Annotated in this window: 16 protein-coding genes and 3 pseudogenes; 11 read left to right on the top strand and 8 right to left on the bottom strand. The window is 72.2% G+C overall.

The annotated features are described in order from the left end of the window. Positions 1-18 precede the first annotated feature (18 nt). From QQK35_RS08975 to QQK35_RS08950, 6 genes and pseudogenes are all read left to right on the top strand, one after another. The gene (locus QQK35_RS08975) at positions 19-1,065 is read left to right on the top strand and encodes a rhamnose ABC transporter substrate-binding protein (RefSeq protein WP_284253872.1); all 1,047 of its coding nucleotides are present in this window, start codon (positions 19-21) and stop codon (positions 1,063-1,065) included. Positions 1,066-1,138: 73 nt separating this feature from the next. After that, positions 1,139-2,332, top strand: coding sequence for a LacI family DNA-binding transcriptional regulator (locus QQK35_RS08970; protein WP_284253871.1), 1,194 nt, complete (start codon positions 1,139-1,141; stop codon positions 2,330-2,332). Further along, positions 2,218-2,964, top strand: coding sequence for a class II aldolase/adducin family protein (locus QQK35_RS08965; protein WP_284253870.1), 747 nt, complete (start codon positions 2,218-2,220; stop codon positions 2,962-2,964). The genes QQK35_RS08970 and QQK35_RS08965 overlap by 115 nt, the downstream gene beginning before the upstream one ends. A gap of 22 nt (positions 2,965-2,986) precedes the next feature. Further along, positions 2,987-3,655, top strand: a complete 669-nt coding sequence (locus QQK35_RS08960) for an HAD family hydrolase (RefSeq protein ID WP_348535007.1) — start codon at positions 2,987-2,989, stop codon at positions 3,653-3,655. Beyond that, a pseudogene (locus QQK35_RS20400) lies at positions 3,652-4,821 on the top strand (FGGY family carbohydrate kinase); the annotation flags it as partial. The gene QQK35_RS08960 and the pseudogene QQK35_RS20400, both read left to right, overlap by 4 nt. 5 nt (positions 4,822-4,826) lie before the next feature. Beyond that, on the top strand, positions 4,827-5,075 hold the full coding sequence (locus tag QQK35_RS08950) for a hypothetical protein (protein ID WP_284253866.1): 249 nt from the start codon (positions 4,827-4,829) through the stop codon (positions 5,073-5,075). 7 nt (positions 5,076-5,082) lie between these two features. Here the strand turns inward: QQK35_RS08950 and rhaI are convergent, their stop codons facing one another. From rhaI to QQK35_RS20390, 4 genes and pseudogenes are all read right to left on the bottom strand, one after another. After that, positions 5,083-6,249, bottom strand: coding sequence for an L-rhamnose isomerase (gene rhaI, locus QQK35_RS08945; RefSeq protein WP_284253865.1), 1,167 nt, complete (start codon positions 6,247-6,249; stop codon positions 5,083-5,085). Between the two features lie 104 nt (positions 6,250-6,353). Next, the gene (locus QQK35_RS08940; protein ID WP_284253864.1) at positions 6,354-6,596 is read right to left on the bottom strand and encodes a hypothetical protein; all 243 of its coding nucleotides are present in this window, start codon (positions 6,594-6,596) and stop codon (positions 6,354-6,356) included. 32 nt (positions 6,597-6,628) lie between these two features. After that, positions 6,629-7,117, bottom strand: a pseudogene (locus QQK35_RS20395) (aldo/keto reductase); the annotation flags it as partial. Next, positions 7,063-7,209: pseudogene (locus tag QQK35_RS20390) on the bottom strand (aldo/keto reductase); the annotation flags it as partial. The pseudogenes QQK35_RS20395 and QQK35_RS20390, both read right to left, overlap by 55 nt. Positions 7,210-7,346: 137 nt before the next feature. Here QQK35_RS20390 and QQK35_RS08935 point away from each other — a divergent pair. From QQK35_RS08935 to QQK35_RS08915, 5 genes are read left to right on the top strand one after another with little or no spacing between them, the layout of a single operon-like run. Beyond that, positions 7,347-8,348: a LacI family DNA-binding transcriptional regulator gene (locus QQK35_RS08935; protein ID WP_284253863.1), complete on the top strand. Its 1,002-nt coding sequence runs from the start codon at positions 7,347-7,349 to the stop codon at positions 8,346-8,348. Positions 8,349-8,398: 50 nt separating this feature from the next. Beyond that, entirely contained in the window at positions 8,399-9,709 is a 1,311-nt protein-coding gene (locus QQK35_RS08930) for an MFS transporter (protein WP_284253862.1), read from the top strand. Continuing rightward, positions 9,706-10,116, top strand: coding sequence for a hypothetical protein (locus tag QQK35_RS08925; protein ID WP_284253861.1), 411 nt, complete (start codon positions 9,706-9,708; stop codon positions 10,114-10,116). Before QQK35_RS08930 ends, QQK35_RS08925 begins: the two co-directional genes overlap by 4 nt. Next, positions 10,104-10,757 (top strand): M24 family metallopeptidase, encoded by a 654-nt coding sequence (locus tag QQK35_RS08920; protein ID WP_284253860.1) that lies wholly within the window; start codon positions 10,104-10,106, stop codon positions 10,755-10,757. Before QQK35_RS08925 ends, QQK35_RS08920 begins: the two co-directional genes overlap by 13 nt. A gap of 58 nt (positions 10,758-10,815) precedes the next feature. Continuing rightward, positions 10,816-12,153 carry a glycoside hydrolase family 5 protein gene (locus tag QQK35_RS08915; protein WP_284253859.1) on the top strand — a complete coding sequence of 446 codons (1,338 nt, stop codon included), beginning with the start codon at positions 10,816-10,818 and terminating at the stop codon, positions 12,151-12,153. A 54-nt stretch (positions 12,154-12,207) separates the two neighbouring features. On the opposite strand, the gene QQK35_RS08910 is transcribed toward QQK35_RS08915, so the two are convergent. The 4 genes from QQK35_RS08910 to QQK35_RS08895 form a co-directional block, all read right to left on the bottom strand. Then, positions 12,208-13,839 (bottom strand): MGH1-like glycoside hydrolase domain-containing protein, encoded by a 1,632-nt coding sequence (locus QQK35_RS08910; protein ID WP_284253858.1) that lies wholly within the window; start codon positions 13,837-13,839, stop codon positions 12,208-12,210. 69 nt (positions 13,840-13,908) lie between these two features. Further along, entirely contained in the window at positions 13,909-14,469 is a 561-nt protein-coding gene (locus QQK35_RS08905) for an extracellular solute-binding protein (protein WP_284253857.1), read from the bottom strand. Next, complete coding sequence (locus tag QQK35_RS08900; RefSeq protein WP_284253856.1) at positions 14,430-15,050, bottom strand: ABC transporter substrate-binding protein; 621 nt, start codon at positions 15,048-15,050, stop codon at positions 14,430-14,432. The genes QQK35_RS08905 and QQK35_RS08900 overlap by 40 nt, the downstream gene beginning before the upstream one ends. A 337-nt stretch (positions 15,051-15,387) precedes the next feature. Next, entirely contained in the window at positions 15,388-16,356 is a 969-nt protein-coding gene (locus QQK35_RS08895) for a LacI family DNA-binding transcriptional regulator (RefSeq protein ID WP_431311802.1), read from the bottom strand. Positions 16,357-16,535: the final 179 nt, after the last annotated feature.

The following is a 16,535-nucleotide window of genomic DNA, read 5'->3' as shown; positions in this document are numbered from 1 at the left end:
CTATAGGAAGGCAGGACAATGAGGTTCACGTTCAGAACGACCTCGACCCGGCGCATCGCGCTGGGAGCGGTCGCCATCGCTGCCGCGGCGGCGCTCCTCTCCGGATGCGCGGCGGCCACCGGCGGCTCCGGCGGCGGCGGAGGCGACTCCTCCGGCGGCAGCATCACCGTCATCCCGAAGAGCCTCGGCAACAAGTACTTCGAGGCGTCGGACAAGGGCGCCAAGACGGCGGCCGACGCCCTCGGCCTGAAGTTCAAGGAGGTCGGACCGACCGCCACCGGGTCGGCCGACCAGGTGCCGTTCATCCAGACCGCGATCCAGACCGGGCAGAAGGCGATCGCCATCGCGGCGAACGACCCGAGCGCGGTCTGCAACGACCTGAAGGCCGCCCAGAAGGCCGGCGTGAAGGTCGTCGCCTTCGACACCGACACCGACTGCCGCGACGTCTTCATCAACCAGGCGACCGTCGACGGCATCGCCAAGGGTCTCGTCGACCTCATGGCGAAGCACCTCGGCCCGGCCGGCGGCACGATCGCGATCGAGTCCGGCGGCGCCAACGCCGCGAACCTGAACGCGTGGGTGGACGCCATGACGGCCCTCATCAAGAAGGACCACCCGGAGATCAAGATCGCCAAGGTCGCGTATGGCGAGGACGACGACCAGAAGTCGTACCAGGCGGCGCAGGGCCTCATGCAGAGCATCCCCGACCTCAAGGGCATCATCGCGCCCGACACGGTCGCGGTGAAGGAGGCCGCGCACTACCTCTCCGACACCCCGCAGTTCCAGGGCAAGGTGTGGGTCACGGGCCTCGGGCTGCCGAGCGAGATGGCGACCTACGTGAACAGCGGCGTCGTCGAGCAGTTCGGCCTCTGGAACCCCGAGGACCTCGGATACCTCGCCTCGTACGCGGCGGACGCCCTGATCAAGGGCACCATCACGGGCAAGGAGGGCGACACCTTCAAGGCGGGCAAGCTCGGCAAGTTCACGGTCGGCAAGGGCGGTGAGGTCGTTCTCGGACCCATGTTCGTGTTCGACAAGTCGAACGTCGGCAAGTTCTCCTTCTAGCAGGACACCATGCCGGGGCCTGCGGCGTTCTGCGTCGCGGGCCCCGGCCATCCGGGCTGAGCGAAGGACGGACATGGCCACGATCCACGATGTCGCCCGCCACGCGGGCGTCTCGGCCGGCACCGTCAGCAACGTGCTGAACCGCCCCGGATACGTCTCCGCTCCCACGCGGGAGCGGGTGCTCGCGGCGATCGCCGAGCTCGGCTTCACGCCCATCCAGCACGCCCGCAAGTTCCCCGCCGGCCGCCAGCGCACCCTCGGGCTCGCCCTGGCGGATCTGGCCAACCCGTTCTTCGTCGACGTCGCACTGGGCGCCGAGGCCGAGGCCAAGGAGCTCGGCGTCGGCGTCGTCATGATCCACAACGGCGACGACGCGGAGCGTGAGCAGGACAACCTCGAGGTGCTCGTGCGCCAGCGGGTGCACGGCATCATGATCGCCCCGGTGCGCGCGTCGGCGGAGGACCTGGAGCGCCTCGACTCGCGCGGCATCCCGCTCGTCTACGTCGACCGCGTCGACGACAGCTCCACCCGCTGCTGGGTCAAGACCGACGACGTCGCCGGCGGGCGGCTCGCCGGCGAGCACCTCATCGCGCTCGGCCATCGCCGGATCGCGTTCGTCGGCAACCTCGGCAGCAGCCTGCAGGTCGATCGGCGGTTCGCGGGATTCGCGGGGGCGCTGGCCGAGGCGGGCATCGTCGCGGAGCGGATCGTCACCGACTCGTGGCGGATCACCGACGGCCGGGCGGCGGGCGCGCAGCTCGCGGCGCGGGCATCCGGCGACCTGCCCACCGCGATCATGTGCGGCAACGACCTCATCGCGCTCGGCCTGCTGCTCGAGTTCGCGGGTGCCGGCATCCGGGTGCCCGACGACGTCTCGATCGTCGGCTTCGACGACCTCTCGTGGTCGGAGGCCGCGACCGTGCCGCTGACCACCGTGCGGCAGCCCCGCGAGCGGCTCGGCCGCCGAGCCGTGCGTCTGCTCCTCGATGAGATCGATCGCGGTGCCGTGCACGTGCACCGCCACGAGCTGCTCATCCCCGAGCTGGTGGTCCGCGCGTCGAGCGGCCGCCCCGATCCCGCGCGCGCTCGCCCGAGCGCACGACGCCCGACCCTGAAGGAAGAACCATGGCCACCGCCTGGCAGCCCGGCCTCGTGCCCGACGAGCTCCTCGCCCTCACGCACCGCCTCGGCGATCCCGCCAAGGACTTCGTGGTCCTCGCGGAGGGCAACACCTCGATGCGCCTGGACGACGGCCGCATGCTCGTGAAGGCCTCCGGATCGTTCATGGCGGGAGCCGCCCGCGAGGACTTCGTCGTCACCGAGGTGCCGCCGCTGGTCGATCTCATGGAGGACGCGTCCGCCACGCAGGAGGACCTCACCGCGATGCTCGACGCCGGCGAGCACGACGGCATCCGGCGCCGCGGCTCGATCGAGACGCTCGTGCACGCCGCTGTGCAGTCGGTGCGGCCGACCGCGTATGTGGCGCACACCCATCCGACGGCGGTGCTCGGGCTCCTGGCGAGCGTGCACGCGGAGACGGCCTTCGCCCAATGGGTGTACTCGGATGAGGCCGTGGTCATCGGCGTGCCGCTCTTCGTGCCGTACGCGGCACCCGGCATCGCCCTCGGCCGTCTGTTCCTCGATCGCCTGCGCGGCTACGCGGCGGAGCACGGCGAGCTGCCGTCGGTCGTGCTGCTGGGCAATCACGGGATCGTCGCGATCGGCGGGAGCGCGGATGCCATCGAGGCGATCACGCTCATGACCGTCAAGGGGGCCAGGGCCCGGGTGCAGGCGCTGTCGATCGGCGGGATCAGCGGCCTGGGCGAGGACGCCGTGTCGCACTACTTCGAGCGCACCGACATGGCCGAGCGGCGCAAGAACCTCGCGGGCACGGCCTGATGGCGGGGCTCGCCGCCGTCTTCTGCGATGTCGGGGGCCGATCTACGACGACGAGAACTTCGTGGTCGCGGTTCTCACGGCCCTCGACGAGCTCCGCGCCGCCGACGGCGTCGCGCCGGCCGATCGCGACCGCTTCCGCGAGCTGTACGACGCGCAGCGCGCGGCGCAGGCCGGGTCGTTGCGCGCGACGCTCGCGGAGGAGTTCCTCGGCGGCCGGGAGCGCCGCGCGGAGCTGCACGAGCGCACCCGGGCGCACTGGGTGCATCCGGCGGGCACCATGTACGACGACGTGCTGCCGTTCCTGCGCGCCCTCGATCGCCGCGTGCGGTTCGGCGTCCTCGCCAACCAGGAGGAGGACGTCGTCCGGGCGCTCGAGCGCGACGGCGTCGCGCCGTTCGTCGATGTCTGGGGCGTCTCGGCGATCGTCGGGTTCGAGAAGCCGTCGCCCGAGCTGTTCGCGTGGTGTCTCGACCAGGCCGGGGTGCGGCCGGAGCAGGCCGTCCACATCGGCAACCGGCTCGACACCGACGTGCGCCCGGCCCGCGCGCTCGGCCTGCGCACCGTGTGGCTGCTGCGGGGCGAGGCGCCCGACCACCCCACCGCCGAGCAGCTCGCCGAGCCCGACATCGTGGTGCGCAGCCTCGAGGGCCTCGCCACCCGGCTTCTCGACCGGATCGGGTCGCCCGGGTGAGCATCGTCCTCGGGATCGACCTCGCGACCGCCGGTGCCCGCGTCCGCGCGGTGGATGCCGCATCCGGCCACACCCTCGGCGAACGTCGCGCCCCGATGGCGGTCACGGGTGCGCACGGGGAGCGCACCCAGCCCGCCGTCTACGCGGGCGTCGTGCGCGACCTGGTCCGCGGCGTGGCGGCGGACCTCGGCGGGCGGGCGGGCGAGGTGCGCGCGCTCAGCATCACGGGCACCTCGGGCACGGTGGTGCCGGTCGACGCCCACGGGGTGCCGGTCGGCGACGCCGTGCTGTACGACGACCCGCGCGGTGCCGGGCACCTGCGCGCCCTCGCCGAGGCGGGTCTCGGTGCGAGGCCGTCCGCCGCCCTGGCCCGAGCCGCGTGGATGCACGGCGCGGCAGCCGGTGGGGTGGCGCGCTACGTGTTCTCTCCCGACGTCGTGATCGCGGCACTGGCCGGGCGGCTGCTGCCCTCCGACACCTCGCACGCGCTGAAGAGCGGGATCGATCCGGTCACCGCCGCCTGGGACGCCGCGGCGCTCGCCGTCGTGGGGATGCCCCGCGACCACCTGCCCGACCTGGTCGGACCGGGACGCGTGATCGGGGAGGTGTCGCGCCCCGCTGACTGGGGCCTGCCCACCGGCGTCGTGATCGTGTCCGGGATGACCGACGGGGCGACCGGGCAGATCGCGACCGGCGCCGTCCGCGAGGGCGACACGGTCGGCGTGCTCGGAACCACGCTCGTGATCAAGGCGGTGGCGCCCCGCGACGTCGTCGACGCGGCGACGGGCGTGTACTCGCACGTCGCCCCCGATGGCCTGTTCTGGCCGGGAGGCGCCTCCAACAGCGGCGCCGGCGTCCTGGCGAGCGGCATCACCGCCGGCCTCGATCCGGCGGGTCACGCCGAACGGATCGCCGCGGTCGGGCCGTCGGCCGTCGTCGCGTATCCGCTCGCGCGGATCGGCGAGCGCTTCCCGATCGCCGATCCGCGATTCGCCGGGTTCTCGGTGAGCGTGCCGGGCGCGGCCGCTCCCGCCGACGACCCCGCGGCTCGGTTCCGCACGGTCTACGAGGGCGTCGCCTTCGTCGAGCGGTTCGGCCTGGAACGCCTGGCCGGGCTCGGCGTCGAGCGGCGACGCCACCATCTCGCCGGCGGGGCGGCGGCGAGCGGGGTGTGGAACCGCATCCGGGCGACGGTGCTCGCGCGCACGGTGATCGTCTCGGAGGGGCGGGCAGCGCCGCGGGCGCGGCGGTGCTGGCGGCGGCGGCCCTGGGCGGGGAGACGATCGGCGTCGTCGCCGAGCGTTTCGCGGGGCGTCGATCGACCGTCGACCCCGACGAGGCCCTGCGCGATCCCCTCGAGGAGCGCTACCACCTCTTCTGCGCGGCCCTCGGTCGCGACGGAGGCGAGAACCCGGTCTGAGCGCCGCTCAGGCGCCCCAGCCGGCCTGGTTGCCGCCGACCCGGTCGGCGACGATGCTCGCGCCGTACCCGGATGCCGCATAGGCCGCCATCGGATCCTCCGGCAGCCCGCGCGCGGCGCGCCACTCGGCGAGCGCCGGCCGCACGTCGGTGTAGAAGGCGTCCATCAGGATGCCGTTGGCGCTCAGCACGTCGCCCGCCGCCTGCGCGGTCGCGAGCGCCGCGGTGTCGACGAGCAGCGCCCGCGCCGTCATCTCCTGCACGTTGAGCACGCTGCGGATCTGGCCGGGGATCTTGTCCTCGATGTTGTGGCACTGGTCGAGCATGAAGGCCGTGTCGCCGTCGTCGCCGTAGCCGCCGCCGCGCACGACCTCGACGAGGATCCGGAACAGCTGGAACGGGTCGGCCGCCCCGACGATCAGGTCGTCGTCGGCGTAGAAGCGCGAGTTGAAGTCGAACGAGCCGAGCTTGCCGAGGCGCAGCAGCTGCATGACGATGAACTCGATGTTGGTGCCTGGCGCGTGGTGGCCGGTGTCGAGGCACACCACGGCGCGCTCGCCGAGGGCGCTGACCTGGGCGTAGCTGGTGCCCCAGTCCGGCACGTCGGTGTGGTAGAACGCCGGCTCGAAGAACTTGTACTCGAGCACGAGGCGCTGGTTCTCGCCGATCCGCTCGTAGATCTTCGACAGCGAGTCGTGCAGCCGGTCCTGGCGGCCGCGCATGTCGTCCTGTCCCGGATAGTTGGTGCCGTCGGCGAGCCAGATCTTGAGGTCGCGCGACCCGGTCTGGTTCATGACGTCGATGCACGCGAAGTGGTGGTCGATCGCCTTCTGGCGGATGCGGTCGTCGCGGTGCGTGACGGAGCCGAGCTTGTAGTCGTCGTCCTGGAACGTGTTCGAGTTGACGGTGCCGAGTGCGACACCGTTGTCCTCGGCGTGCTTCGCGAGGTCGTCGTAGCTGTCGACCTTGTCCCACGGGATGTGCAGGGCGACGGTCGGCGCGAGGCCGGTGTGCTTGTGCACCTGGGCGGCGTCGGAGATCTTCTCGAACGGATCGCGCGGCACACCGGGCTGGGCGAACACCTTGAAGCGCGTGCCCGAGTTGCCGAACGCCCACGAGGGCAGTTCGATCCGCTGCTCGGCGAGACGGGACGAGATGGGCGCGAGATCGACCATGGGCGGCTCTTTCATCCGGGCGGCGACGGCCGCGATTGAATCGTTTTAACGATACGGCATCCCGACCTGTCGCGAAACGGTCAGCCCGTCGACGGCGGTGAGGTTCACCACGCGGGGTCGGGATCGAGGAGCGCGCGGCTGAGAGAGCCGGCAGGGTCGAGCGCGGCGATGAGCTGCTCGACCGCCGGGTCGAATGCCGCATCCCGCGTACTCGAGAGGACGCGTGCGAGGCGCTCGGGCGTGCGGCTCGCGACGATCGGCACGATGCTGCGGGTGCGCGTCGCCGTCCACCGGGCGAGCAGGTCGTCCGAACGCACACCCGCGGCCGCGGCCACTCGGTCGAGCACCCCCGGCGGCGCACGTTCTCGCGACCGTCGAAGAGCGATCTCTCGCGGCCGACGAAATAGCCGCCCGACTGCGACGACCAGGCGAGGTTCGGGATGCGGTGCGCCTGCGCCCACGCGAGCGTCGCCGCGTCGAGGCTGCGCACGCCCGCGAGCTCCGGCGTGCCGCTGGCAGCCGCGAGTCCCGCGTAGTTGCTGAGGGCCGCCAACCGGAGTCCGCGCTCGCGCAGGGCATCATCGAGTGCGCGGGTCCGATCGAGCGCCCAGTTCGAGACCCCGACCTCCGAGGCCAGACCCTCGTCGACCACGACCCGCAGTGTGTCGGCCAGGTCCTCGACGGGAGCCGCCGGGTCGTCGCGGTGCAACAGGTAGAGATCGACAGGCCTCCCCAGCTTGTCCGCGCTCGTGCGCGCGTCGGCGAGCACCGCGTGGCGCGACAGGCGCGGAAGCCAGTCGGTGAGATCCGGGTGGCCCCCTTCGTGACGAGTCGCACCCCCGGCACGTCGCCGTGCGCGCGGAACCAGTCGCCGATCGCGTCCTCGCTGCGACCGTAGACGCGTCCGGTGTCGAGCACCCGTCCACCGGCGTCCAGGTAGGTCGCGATGGAGGCGTCCACGGCACCGGCGACGTCGGGGTCGAACCAGCCCGTCCCGAGGACCACCGGAAGGGAGAGGTCGAGCGCGCTCACCCTCAGATTGTGCCGGGTGCGTCGTGAATGGATTCATTCCGGGCGCGCGCTGGCAGGATCGGGCCATGGCGTCGATCGGCATCCGCGGCGTCGCCGAGCGGGCGGGGGTCTCGGTCGGCACGGTGTCGAACGCCCTCAACCATCCGGAGAAGGTGTCGGCGGCGTCGCTCGGTCGCATCCGGGAGGCCATCGCCGAGCTCGGCTACGTGCGCAACGACGCCGCACGGATGCTGAGGGCCGGCCAGAGTCAGACCATCGGCCTCGTCGTGCTCGATGTGCGCAACCCGTTCTTCACCGATCTCGCCCGCGGGGCCGAGGACGAGGCGGTGCGGCACGGGATGTCGGTGATCCTCGGCAACAGCGCCGAGGACTCCGCGCGCGAGGCCGGCTACCTCGACCTGTTCGAGGAGCAGCGGGTGCGCGGCGTGCTGATCTCGCCGTACGGCCGCATCGACGAGCGGCTGCGACTTCTGCGCGAGCGCGGGATTCCGGCCGTGCTGGTCGACCGGGCGAGCAGCGACCGGCGCGTCAGCTCGGTGTCGGTCGACGACGTCGCAGGCGGCCGGATGGCGGCGGCGCACCTGCTGCAGATCGGCCGGCGTCGGATCGCGTTCGTCGGCGGCCCGGTCGGCATCCGGCAGGTCGCGGATCGGCTCACCGGCGCGCGGGAGGCGGTCGCCTCGATCGACGGCGCGACGCTCGAGGTCGTGCCGACGGCGGCGCTCACGGTGACCGAGGGCCGGCGCGCCGGACGCGCTCTCCTCGCATCGGCGCGAATGCCGGATGCCGTGCTCGCCGCGAACGACCTGGTCGCCCTCGGCGTGCTCGAGACGCTCGTGGTCGAGGGATCGGTCCGTGTGCCGGGCGACGTCGCGCTGATCGGCTACGACGACATCGACGTCGCGAGCGCGGCGATGGTGCCGCTCAGCTCGGTGCGGCAGCCGACCGAGCTCATCGGGCGCACGGCGGTCGGCATCCTGCTCGAGGAGGCCGCCGCCGCGCAGCCGCGGCCGCGGCAGGTCGTCTTCCAGCCCGAGCTCGTCGTGCGGGCGTCGTCCGGAGGGTGATCGAGCGCGAGAGCGAGAGCGAGAAAGCGCTTTCTTGCTAAGGTGGCCGGGTGTCCGCCGTCGACTGTGCACCGCCCCGGCGACGCTGGTTCCTCGATGTGGCGCCCCTTCGCGAGAGCCCCGCGTACCGCCGGTTCTGGATGAGCGGGGTGGCCGGGGGCATCGGGACTCAGTTGACCGCGGTCGCCATCGGCATCCAGGTGTACGACCTGAGCGGAACGACCGCCGCCGTGGCTCTCGTGGGTGGATTCGCGCTCGCGCCCATGATCGTCATGGGGATCTTCGGCGGCGCCATCGTCGACGCGTTCGACCGGCGCAAGGTGCTCATCGTCGCCTCGTCGATCTCGTTCGTGGCCCCTCTCGGGATCGCCGGCCTCTCCTGGCTGTCGGTGACCGAGCTCTGGCCCTACTACGTCTTCACGACGCTGTCGTCGACCGTCGGCGCCCTCGTCGGCGCCGCCCGCTTCGCCATCCATCCGCGCCTCGTCGAGCGCCGGCTGCTGCCGGCGGTCGCGGCCCTGAGCGGGATCAGCGCCGGCCTCCAGTCGGCGGTCGGCCCCGCCCTCGGCGGACTGCTGGTCGCCGCCGTCGGATTCGCCTGGACCTACACGATCGACCTCGGGCTGTTCCTCGTCGGGTTCTGGGGCATCGCGTCGCTGCCGGCCATCGTGCCGGCCGTGCGCGCGCGTGTCGGCCCGGCGGCGATCGCCGAGGGACTGCGCTTCCTGCGGTCGGCCCGCAACCTGCGGACGGCGATCGGCATCCAGATCGCCACCTTCGCGTTCGGTCGGGCGTACGCGTTGCTGCCCGCCGTCGGCGCGGTCCTGCTCGGGGGCGGCGCGACCACCGTCGGCATCCTCGTCGCCGCGAGCGCGGTCGGCGTGATCGTGAGCGGCGTGCTCTCCGGACCCCTCGGACGGGTGCGGCGGCAGGGGCGCGCGATGCTCATCGCGGCCGGCTGCATGGCGAGCGGCGTCGCGGTCTTCGGTGCACTCGTGCTCACCCTGTCGCTCCTGCCGCATGACGCGGACGCGCACCACGTCGACCTGCCCTGGCTGATCGGGCTGGCCACGGCCCTGGTGCTGGTCGGGGCCGCGGACAACATCGCGGGCATCTTCCGCACGACGATGATGCAGTCCGCCGCGCCGGACGAGATGCGCGGCCGACTGCAGGGCTTGTACACGCTCGTGCTGACCGCGGGGCCGCGGGTGGGCGACGTCTTCGCGGGCTTCGTGGCCGCGGCGGGCGCGCTGTGGTGGCCTCCGCTGCTGGGTGCCGTGGTCATCGGGATCGTCCTCGTCGCGATCGCGCGGCTGCGGCCCGCCTTCCGGCAGTACGACGCGCGGGAGCCGGTGCCGTGAACCGGCCGACCGATCGGGTCCGGAAGCTCGCGCGACTGCGCGCGATCATCGACGCGCGCGGAGCCGAGGGCCTGCTGCTCACGAGTGCGGAGTCCCTCGCCTGGCTCTTCGACGGAGCCCGCGTCTCGGTCCCGCTCGGCGGACCGGCGGTGCTCACCGCGGCCGTCGACGCGGACGGATCGATCTTCGTGCACGCGCCGGCCAACGAGGTCGATCGCCTGCGCGAGGAGGAGTTGGGAGGCGGGGTCCGGATCCAGGAGTTGCCGTGGTTCGAACCGCTCCCCGTCGCCGCGGACGGGTGGCTCACGGAGGGCGACGTCGTGCCGGAGCTCCGGGCGGCGCGGGCTTCCTCCTGCCCGCCGAGCTCGAGCGCTATCGCGCGCTCGGCACCGAGGTGGCCGCGCTGACGACCGACGTGCTCGCCGCGACCCGCCCCGACCGCACGGAGCGAGCGGTGGCCGCAGATCTCGCGGCCCGCCTCGTCGCCGCGGGCGCCGAGCCCGTCGTGCTGCTCGTCGCAGGCGAGGCGCGCACCGGCGTGCCGCATCCGCTCCCGACCGCGGCGCGGCTCGGGGCGCGGGCGATGGCCGTCGTCGGCGCCCGGCGCGACGGTCTTATCGTCAACCTCACCCGGTGGGTCGGGGCGGATCCGGGCGACGGGACGCGGGAAGCGGCGCTGCGCGAGGTGGAGGCGGATGCCCTCGCCGCCACCGAGCCCGGGCGCGTGCTCTCGGACGTGCTCGGCGACATCGCCCGGTCGTACGAGCGGCACGGCTTCGGCGCCGACGCCTGGCTGCGTCATCATCAGGGCGGCCCGACCGGATATCTGGGGCGCGACCCGAAGGCGACCCCGGCGGCCGCGGACCGGATCGTCGCCGGACAGGCGTTCGCCTGGAACCCCTGGGCGCCCGGTCTCAAGCTCGAGGACACCGTGGTCGTGCACGCCGACGGGATCGAGGAACTGACCACCGACCCCCGCTGGCCGGTCGTGGACGCACGGGGGCGGCAGCGGCCGCGCACCCTCGGCTACGGAGAGGAACTGCCATGACACGACTCGACTGGCTGGCGGTGCGGGGGCCGATCTCGTCGACGAGGGCGAGCGGCCCGTGCACCTGCACGGGGTGAGCCTCGGCGGGTGGATGAACATGGAGAACTTCATCTCCGGCTACCCCGGCAACGAGGAGGGCATCCGCCGCATCCTGCTCGACCGCATGGGACGCGAGGCCTACGACGCGTTCTTCGACGCCTACCTCGGCGACTTCATCCAGGATGAGGATGCGGCCTATCTCGCCGCCATCGGCATCGACTCGATGCGCATCGCCGTGAACTACCGGCATTTCGAGGACGACGCGCGGCCGTTCGAGCTCAAGGAGTCGGGCTTCGCGCAGCTCGATCGCGCGGTCACCGTGCTCGCCCGGCACGGCATCCGGTCGATCATCGACCTGCACGCCCTGCCCGGGCGGCAGAACCAGCACTGGCACAGCGACAACCCGACCCACATCGCCGAGTTCTGGCAGCACCGGCACTTCCAGGACCGCGTCGTGCATCTGTGGGAGGCGCTCGCCGACCGCTTCAAGGACCGGCCGGAGGTCGCCGGTTACAACCCGATCAACGAACCGTCGGACGCGAGCGGCGAGGTGCTGCCGGCGTTCTACGAGCGGCTGGAGCGGGCGATCCGGGCGATCGATCGGCGCCACGTGCTCTTCCTCGACGGCAACAAGTACTCCACCGACTTCTCGTTCCTCGACGGCCGCGCGGAGCCGATGGAGAACACGGTCTACACGGCGCATGACTACGCGCTGCCCGGCATCACGAGCGCCACCGAGTACCCCGGTACCACTCGCGGCGAATTCTTCGACCGGACGGTGGTCGAGCAGACATTCCTCCGCCGCACCGAGTACATGCGCCGCACCGGCACGCCGATCTGGATCGGCGAGTTCGGCCCGATGTACCCGCCGGGGCGCGGCGTCGAGGAGTGGCGCTACCGGCTGCTGCGCGATCAGCTCGAGATCTACCGGGAGCACGGCGCGAGCTGGGCGCTCTGGACGTACAAGGACATCAGGCTGCAGGGGCTGCGCACGGTCGCGCCCGACAGCGAGTACCTGCAGCTCATCGGCGCGCTCGTCGAGAAGAAGCGCCGGCTCGGCATCGACTCGTGGGGCGGGTCGGATGCCGGAGTGCGCGACATCCTCGATCCCCTCGATGCGCTGTTCGACCGGGAGTTCCCGGGCTACGCGCCGTGGCCGTGGGGACGGCAGCCGCATATCGCCGTGCTCGTGCGGCACATCCTGCTCGCCGAGCCCCTCGCCGAGCAGTTCGGCGACCTCTTCCGCGGCGTGACGCCCGACCAGGCGCGCGAGCTCGCGTCGGGGTTCCGCTTCGACCGCACCCGGGAGCGGTCGCCCCTCGTCGAACTCCTCCGGGAGCACCTCGCGCGCGACTGACCAAAATCGACCAGTACGTCGCTCCCGCACTGGGATTAATCGGTCATTCGCGAGTTACGAGTGCGGCGGGATGAAGCCGATCGAGGTGCGGGCGCCGTCGGCCAGGGCGAGGCGCTCGTTCGGGGCGAGTGCCAGGTCGAGCGCGCCGCCCGGCCACGTGAACGTGCCCGCGACGGGGCCGCCCGCGACGCCGACGACCGCGACGGGCGCGCCCGCGGCATCCGCCTCGACGTGCCAGCCCCGCGCGAACTCGAGGTGCGGGGAGCCGTCGCGCCGAACGACGACCCGTTCGTCGTCGCCCGCGAGCTCGTATCGGATCCCGCCGATCGTGCGCGCGTAGGCGGTGGCCGTCGCGGCGGCGCCGTGCTCGAGCCGGGTCGGCACGAGACCGCCGAAGTCGATGCCGCCGTCGTGCCGGGTCCGGATGCCCGCGGCGCGCTCCACGGCATCCAGGAACCACAGGATCGCCGGGGAGTACACCGACGTGAATCCCGGGGTGCCGCTCCACGGATCGAGGCACTGCGGAAACCGGTCGGCGATCGTCAGGGCCGCGAGCACCGGCTGCTCGATCACCGCGAGCTCGGCGAGCCGGCCGTGCGGCTCGAACGCGTCGGGGGCGCGGATCATGCTCAGGAAGTTGCTCGGGCCGCCCCAGGAGTTGCGGCTCGCGTCGTGATCGAAGCGCGGATCGTCGAGCGCGAGCGACGTCAGCCCGTAGTGGCCGAGGAAGCGGCGGGTGCTCAGGAGGTGGCGCTCGAGCGCCACGGCGGCGAACGCGTCGTCGCCGACGCCGCACGCGAGCACCCGAAGCAGCACGTCGGAGTCGACGCGCACGAACCCGCCGGAGGCGTCCCGGTCGTAGAACATGCCCGCGTTCTCGTCGAAGCACTGCTCCCACAGGGCTGCGAGCGACACGGCCGCCCGTTCGCGCCAGGGGTCCGCGTCGTCGCCGAGCTCGGCCGCGATGTCGGCGAGTGCGAGCCGTTGTGCGACGACGTTGGCCGTGAGGTCGGGGGCGATGAACGGGAGCCCCGGCGAGGCCGGATCGAAGCGCGCCGCGTCGCCGTGGAAGCAGCGGTCGGGCACGTGCCAGAAGCGGGGCGAGAGGTCGTGGCCGGTGTCGAAGGTGCAGAACGCCTCGACCGCGCCCGTCCGACGGGTGTCGCGGTGCGCGGCGAGCCAGGCGTCGTTCGCGGTGAGCACGCCGAGCATCCGGCGAAGGTGCGCGAGGTCGCGGCGGCCGGTGGCAAGGTGGTGCCGCCACACCGACCGGGCGAACGGCGTGACGATCTGGATCTGCGAGAAGGCCGGACCGTCTGCGGTCACCTTGTAGGGGATCAGCCCGTCGGCTCGGGCATGGTCGGCGAAGAGGAGATGGGTCGACCGCGTGACCGCGGGCGCGAAGCGGTCGAGCACCTCGGCGTTGATCGTGCCCGTGCTCTCGATCCACGCGCCGTGGTAGACCCCGCCCTCGCTGAGCACGGGGTCCTCGCCCGGGGCGAGCGGCCCGACGCAGGCGTCGAGCTCGCGCAGCGCCTGGATCCACCGGTCGCCGAGCGGGCCGCCGATCGAGGCGAACCGGATGCCGGCCTCGGCGATCCCCTCCGCGAGGGCCCCCGAGAGCCCGGCCTCGCGCACGGGGTCGGACCTGCGCAGCCGCGCGAGCGCGTCGTCGATCCCCGTCATGCCGACATCCTTCCCCGAGACGACGGTGGGCGGTCCCCGATCGGAGACCGCCCACCGAAGGTGATGCGACTACTGGGCCGTGGCCAGCGCCGCCGTCAACTGCTGGACGAACGACGTGCCGCCGTCGGCCGCCGAGGTCTTGCCGAACAGCACGTCGGACTCGATGCGCTGCGACAGGTCGTTCATGACGGAGCCGCCGTTGGGCTGCGGCGGCGCCTCGACGCCGACCTTGAGCACCTTCTGCAGGTATCCCGCGGCCTCCGCGTCCGCCGGGGCGAGAAGCGGCTGCACGACCTTGAGCGTGTTCGGGTTGAAGGGCAGACCGCGGTCGGCCAGGATCACCTTCGCCGCCTGGGGCTGGTTGAGCAGCCAGTCGACGAGCAGCGCCGACGCCGCCGGCTGGGCGGTGTGCGCGTTGATCGCCCAGAACTGCGAGGGCAGCACCGAGAGGCCGGAGAGCTTCGTCGAGGTGGGCGGGGTGACGATCTCGACCTTCGCGCCTCCCGTGCCCGCCGAGTACGCGGCGATCTGGTTGCTGTAGGAGAACGCCATGGCCGCCTTGCCGGTGCCGAACAGGGTCTGGTCGGGGGTCAGGTTGTGGTTCTCGACGACGACCGACGGGTCGGGCATGCCGCCCCCTTGACGAGCTTCTGCTCGATCTCGAGCCAGCTCTGGATCTGCTTCGGGGTCGCGGCGACCTTGCCCTTGAAGTCGTAGACGCCGGTCTTGTTCAGCTGCGCGATGTAGGTGCCCAGGATGTCCTGGATCCGCAGGTCGACACCGGCGACCCCGGTGTGGCTCTTGCCGATCTCGTCCGCCGCCTTGATGAAGTCGTCCCAGGTCCAGTTCGCCTTGGGCAGGTCGACGCCGGCCTTCTTGAACAGGTCCTCGTTGACCAGCACGCCGATCGCGTTGCCGCCGGTCGGCAGCCCGTAGAGCTTGCCCTTGACCGTCGCGCTGACCGTGGCGGTCGCCGCGTAGTCCTGGATGTCGACGTACTTGCTCACCGTGCCGAGGTCGAGCAGCTGCCCGGAGCCGCCGTACTGCTGCGGCAGCGCGCCGCCGAGAGCGAAGACGTCGGGCGCGGTGGTGCCGCCCGCGGCGAAGTCGGTGGTCAGGCGGTTGAACAGGTCGTTCGGAGCCCCGACGCTCTCGGCCTTCACCGTGATGTTCGGGTACTTCTTCTCGAACAGGTCGATCGCCTTGGACATGAGCGCTGCGCGCCCGTCGTTGCCCCACCACGAGATGTGGAGGGTGATCTTCTGCTTCGGGTTGAAGGTCGGCCCGGCGTCGCTCGGCGCGGCGGCCGGCGAGCCGGCGCAGCCCGCGAGGATGAGTGCTGCCGCGACGGTCGCGCCGAGAGCGGCTACGCGGGCAAGGGGCGTGCTGTACGCGTCATTGCGCCTCTTTCGTTGTTCTCAGTTCGACGGCCCGCCGTGTCGGCGGAACCGGGCGGTTTCGGGATCGCAAAGCTGAGAAACCGCTTTCACGGGGAAGCTAGCACCGCGGCCGAACGGTGTCAACGAGCGCCGGCGGGCCCGGCCCGGCTCAGGCCCGCGGCGCCGCGGTCGACTTGCGCAGCTCGAGACGGGGCTGGAACAGAACGTTGTGCTCGGGCGTCTCGTGGCGCACGAGGGAACGCATCCGGCTCCATGCCTGGACACCGAGCTCCTCGTGCGGCACCGACGCGGTGGTCAGCGGCGGGGAGATATACCGCGCGAACGGGATGTCGTCGAACCCCGTCACGGAGAGATCCTCGGGCACCCGGACGCCGCGTTCCACGAGCCCGCCGATCAGCCCGACGGCCACGAGGTCGTTGAAGGCGAGCGCGGCGGTCGCGCCGGTGGCGATGACGTCGCCCGCCGCGAGCAGGCCGTCCTCCGATCCGGCTCCCACGGGCAACCGGTCCAGGCGAACATCCGGCGTCGAGCGCTCGAAGTCCTCGAGGCCGAGCAGTCGCGCCCGGTTCGAGACACTGCCCTCCGGCCCCTCGAGGAAGACGAGGTGGCGGTGACCGAGGTCGTAGAGGTGGCGGGCGAGGCTCTCGACCCCCGACCGGTAGTCGATCGACAGCGTCGGGGCGCTCACGCGCGACGTCTGACGGTTGATGACGACGACCGGACGCAGCGCATCCGCCGCGACGACGAGATCGTCCTCGGACATGCGCGGCGCGCACAGCACGATCGCATCGCACCGCCGGCGGGCCTCGGCGGCCAGGAGCGGCTCCTCCGTCGGCGACTCGCCGGAGTCGACGACGAGCACCCGGTAGCCGTCTTTCGCCGCCGTCTTGCTGAGGCTCGAGAGCACGGCCTGGAACGCGGGGTTCGACAGGTCGGGCACGAGGAAGGCGATCGCCTTGGTCTCGCCGAGGGCGAGGCTGCGCGCGAGATGGTTCGGGGAGTAATCCAGCTCGGCCGCCGCCTGCCGAACCCGCTCGGCGACCTGCGGCTCTCCGACGAAGCGCCCGTTCATCACGCGCGAGACCGTGGCGGGCGACACCCCGGCGCGCTGCGCCACCTCGGCGATGGTCGCTGCGCCCGATCGGCTCGCCACGGTGGTCCGCCCTTCCCGCACGGCCACTGGCGACCGCCCCGCGATAGGTGTCACCATAACGAATCGCCGGGGCCGAGCCGTTTGACCTCGCGGGCATCCCGCCGCATAATCGAGAAACCGCTTTCACGGGCCCCGGCGCGACC

Source organism: Pseudolysinimonas kribbensis, from assembly GCF_030161895.1.
Lineage (GTDB): Bacteria > Actinomycetota > Actinomycetes > Actinomycetales > Microbacteriaceae > Pseudolysinimonas > Pseudolysinimonas kribbensis.
The sequence above is the reverse complement of the archived record's forward strand: the minus strand, read 5'-3'. Positions and strand labels throughout refer to the sequence as shown.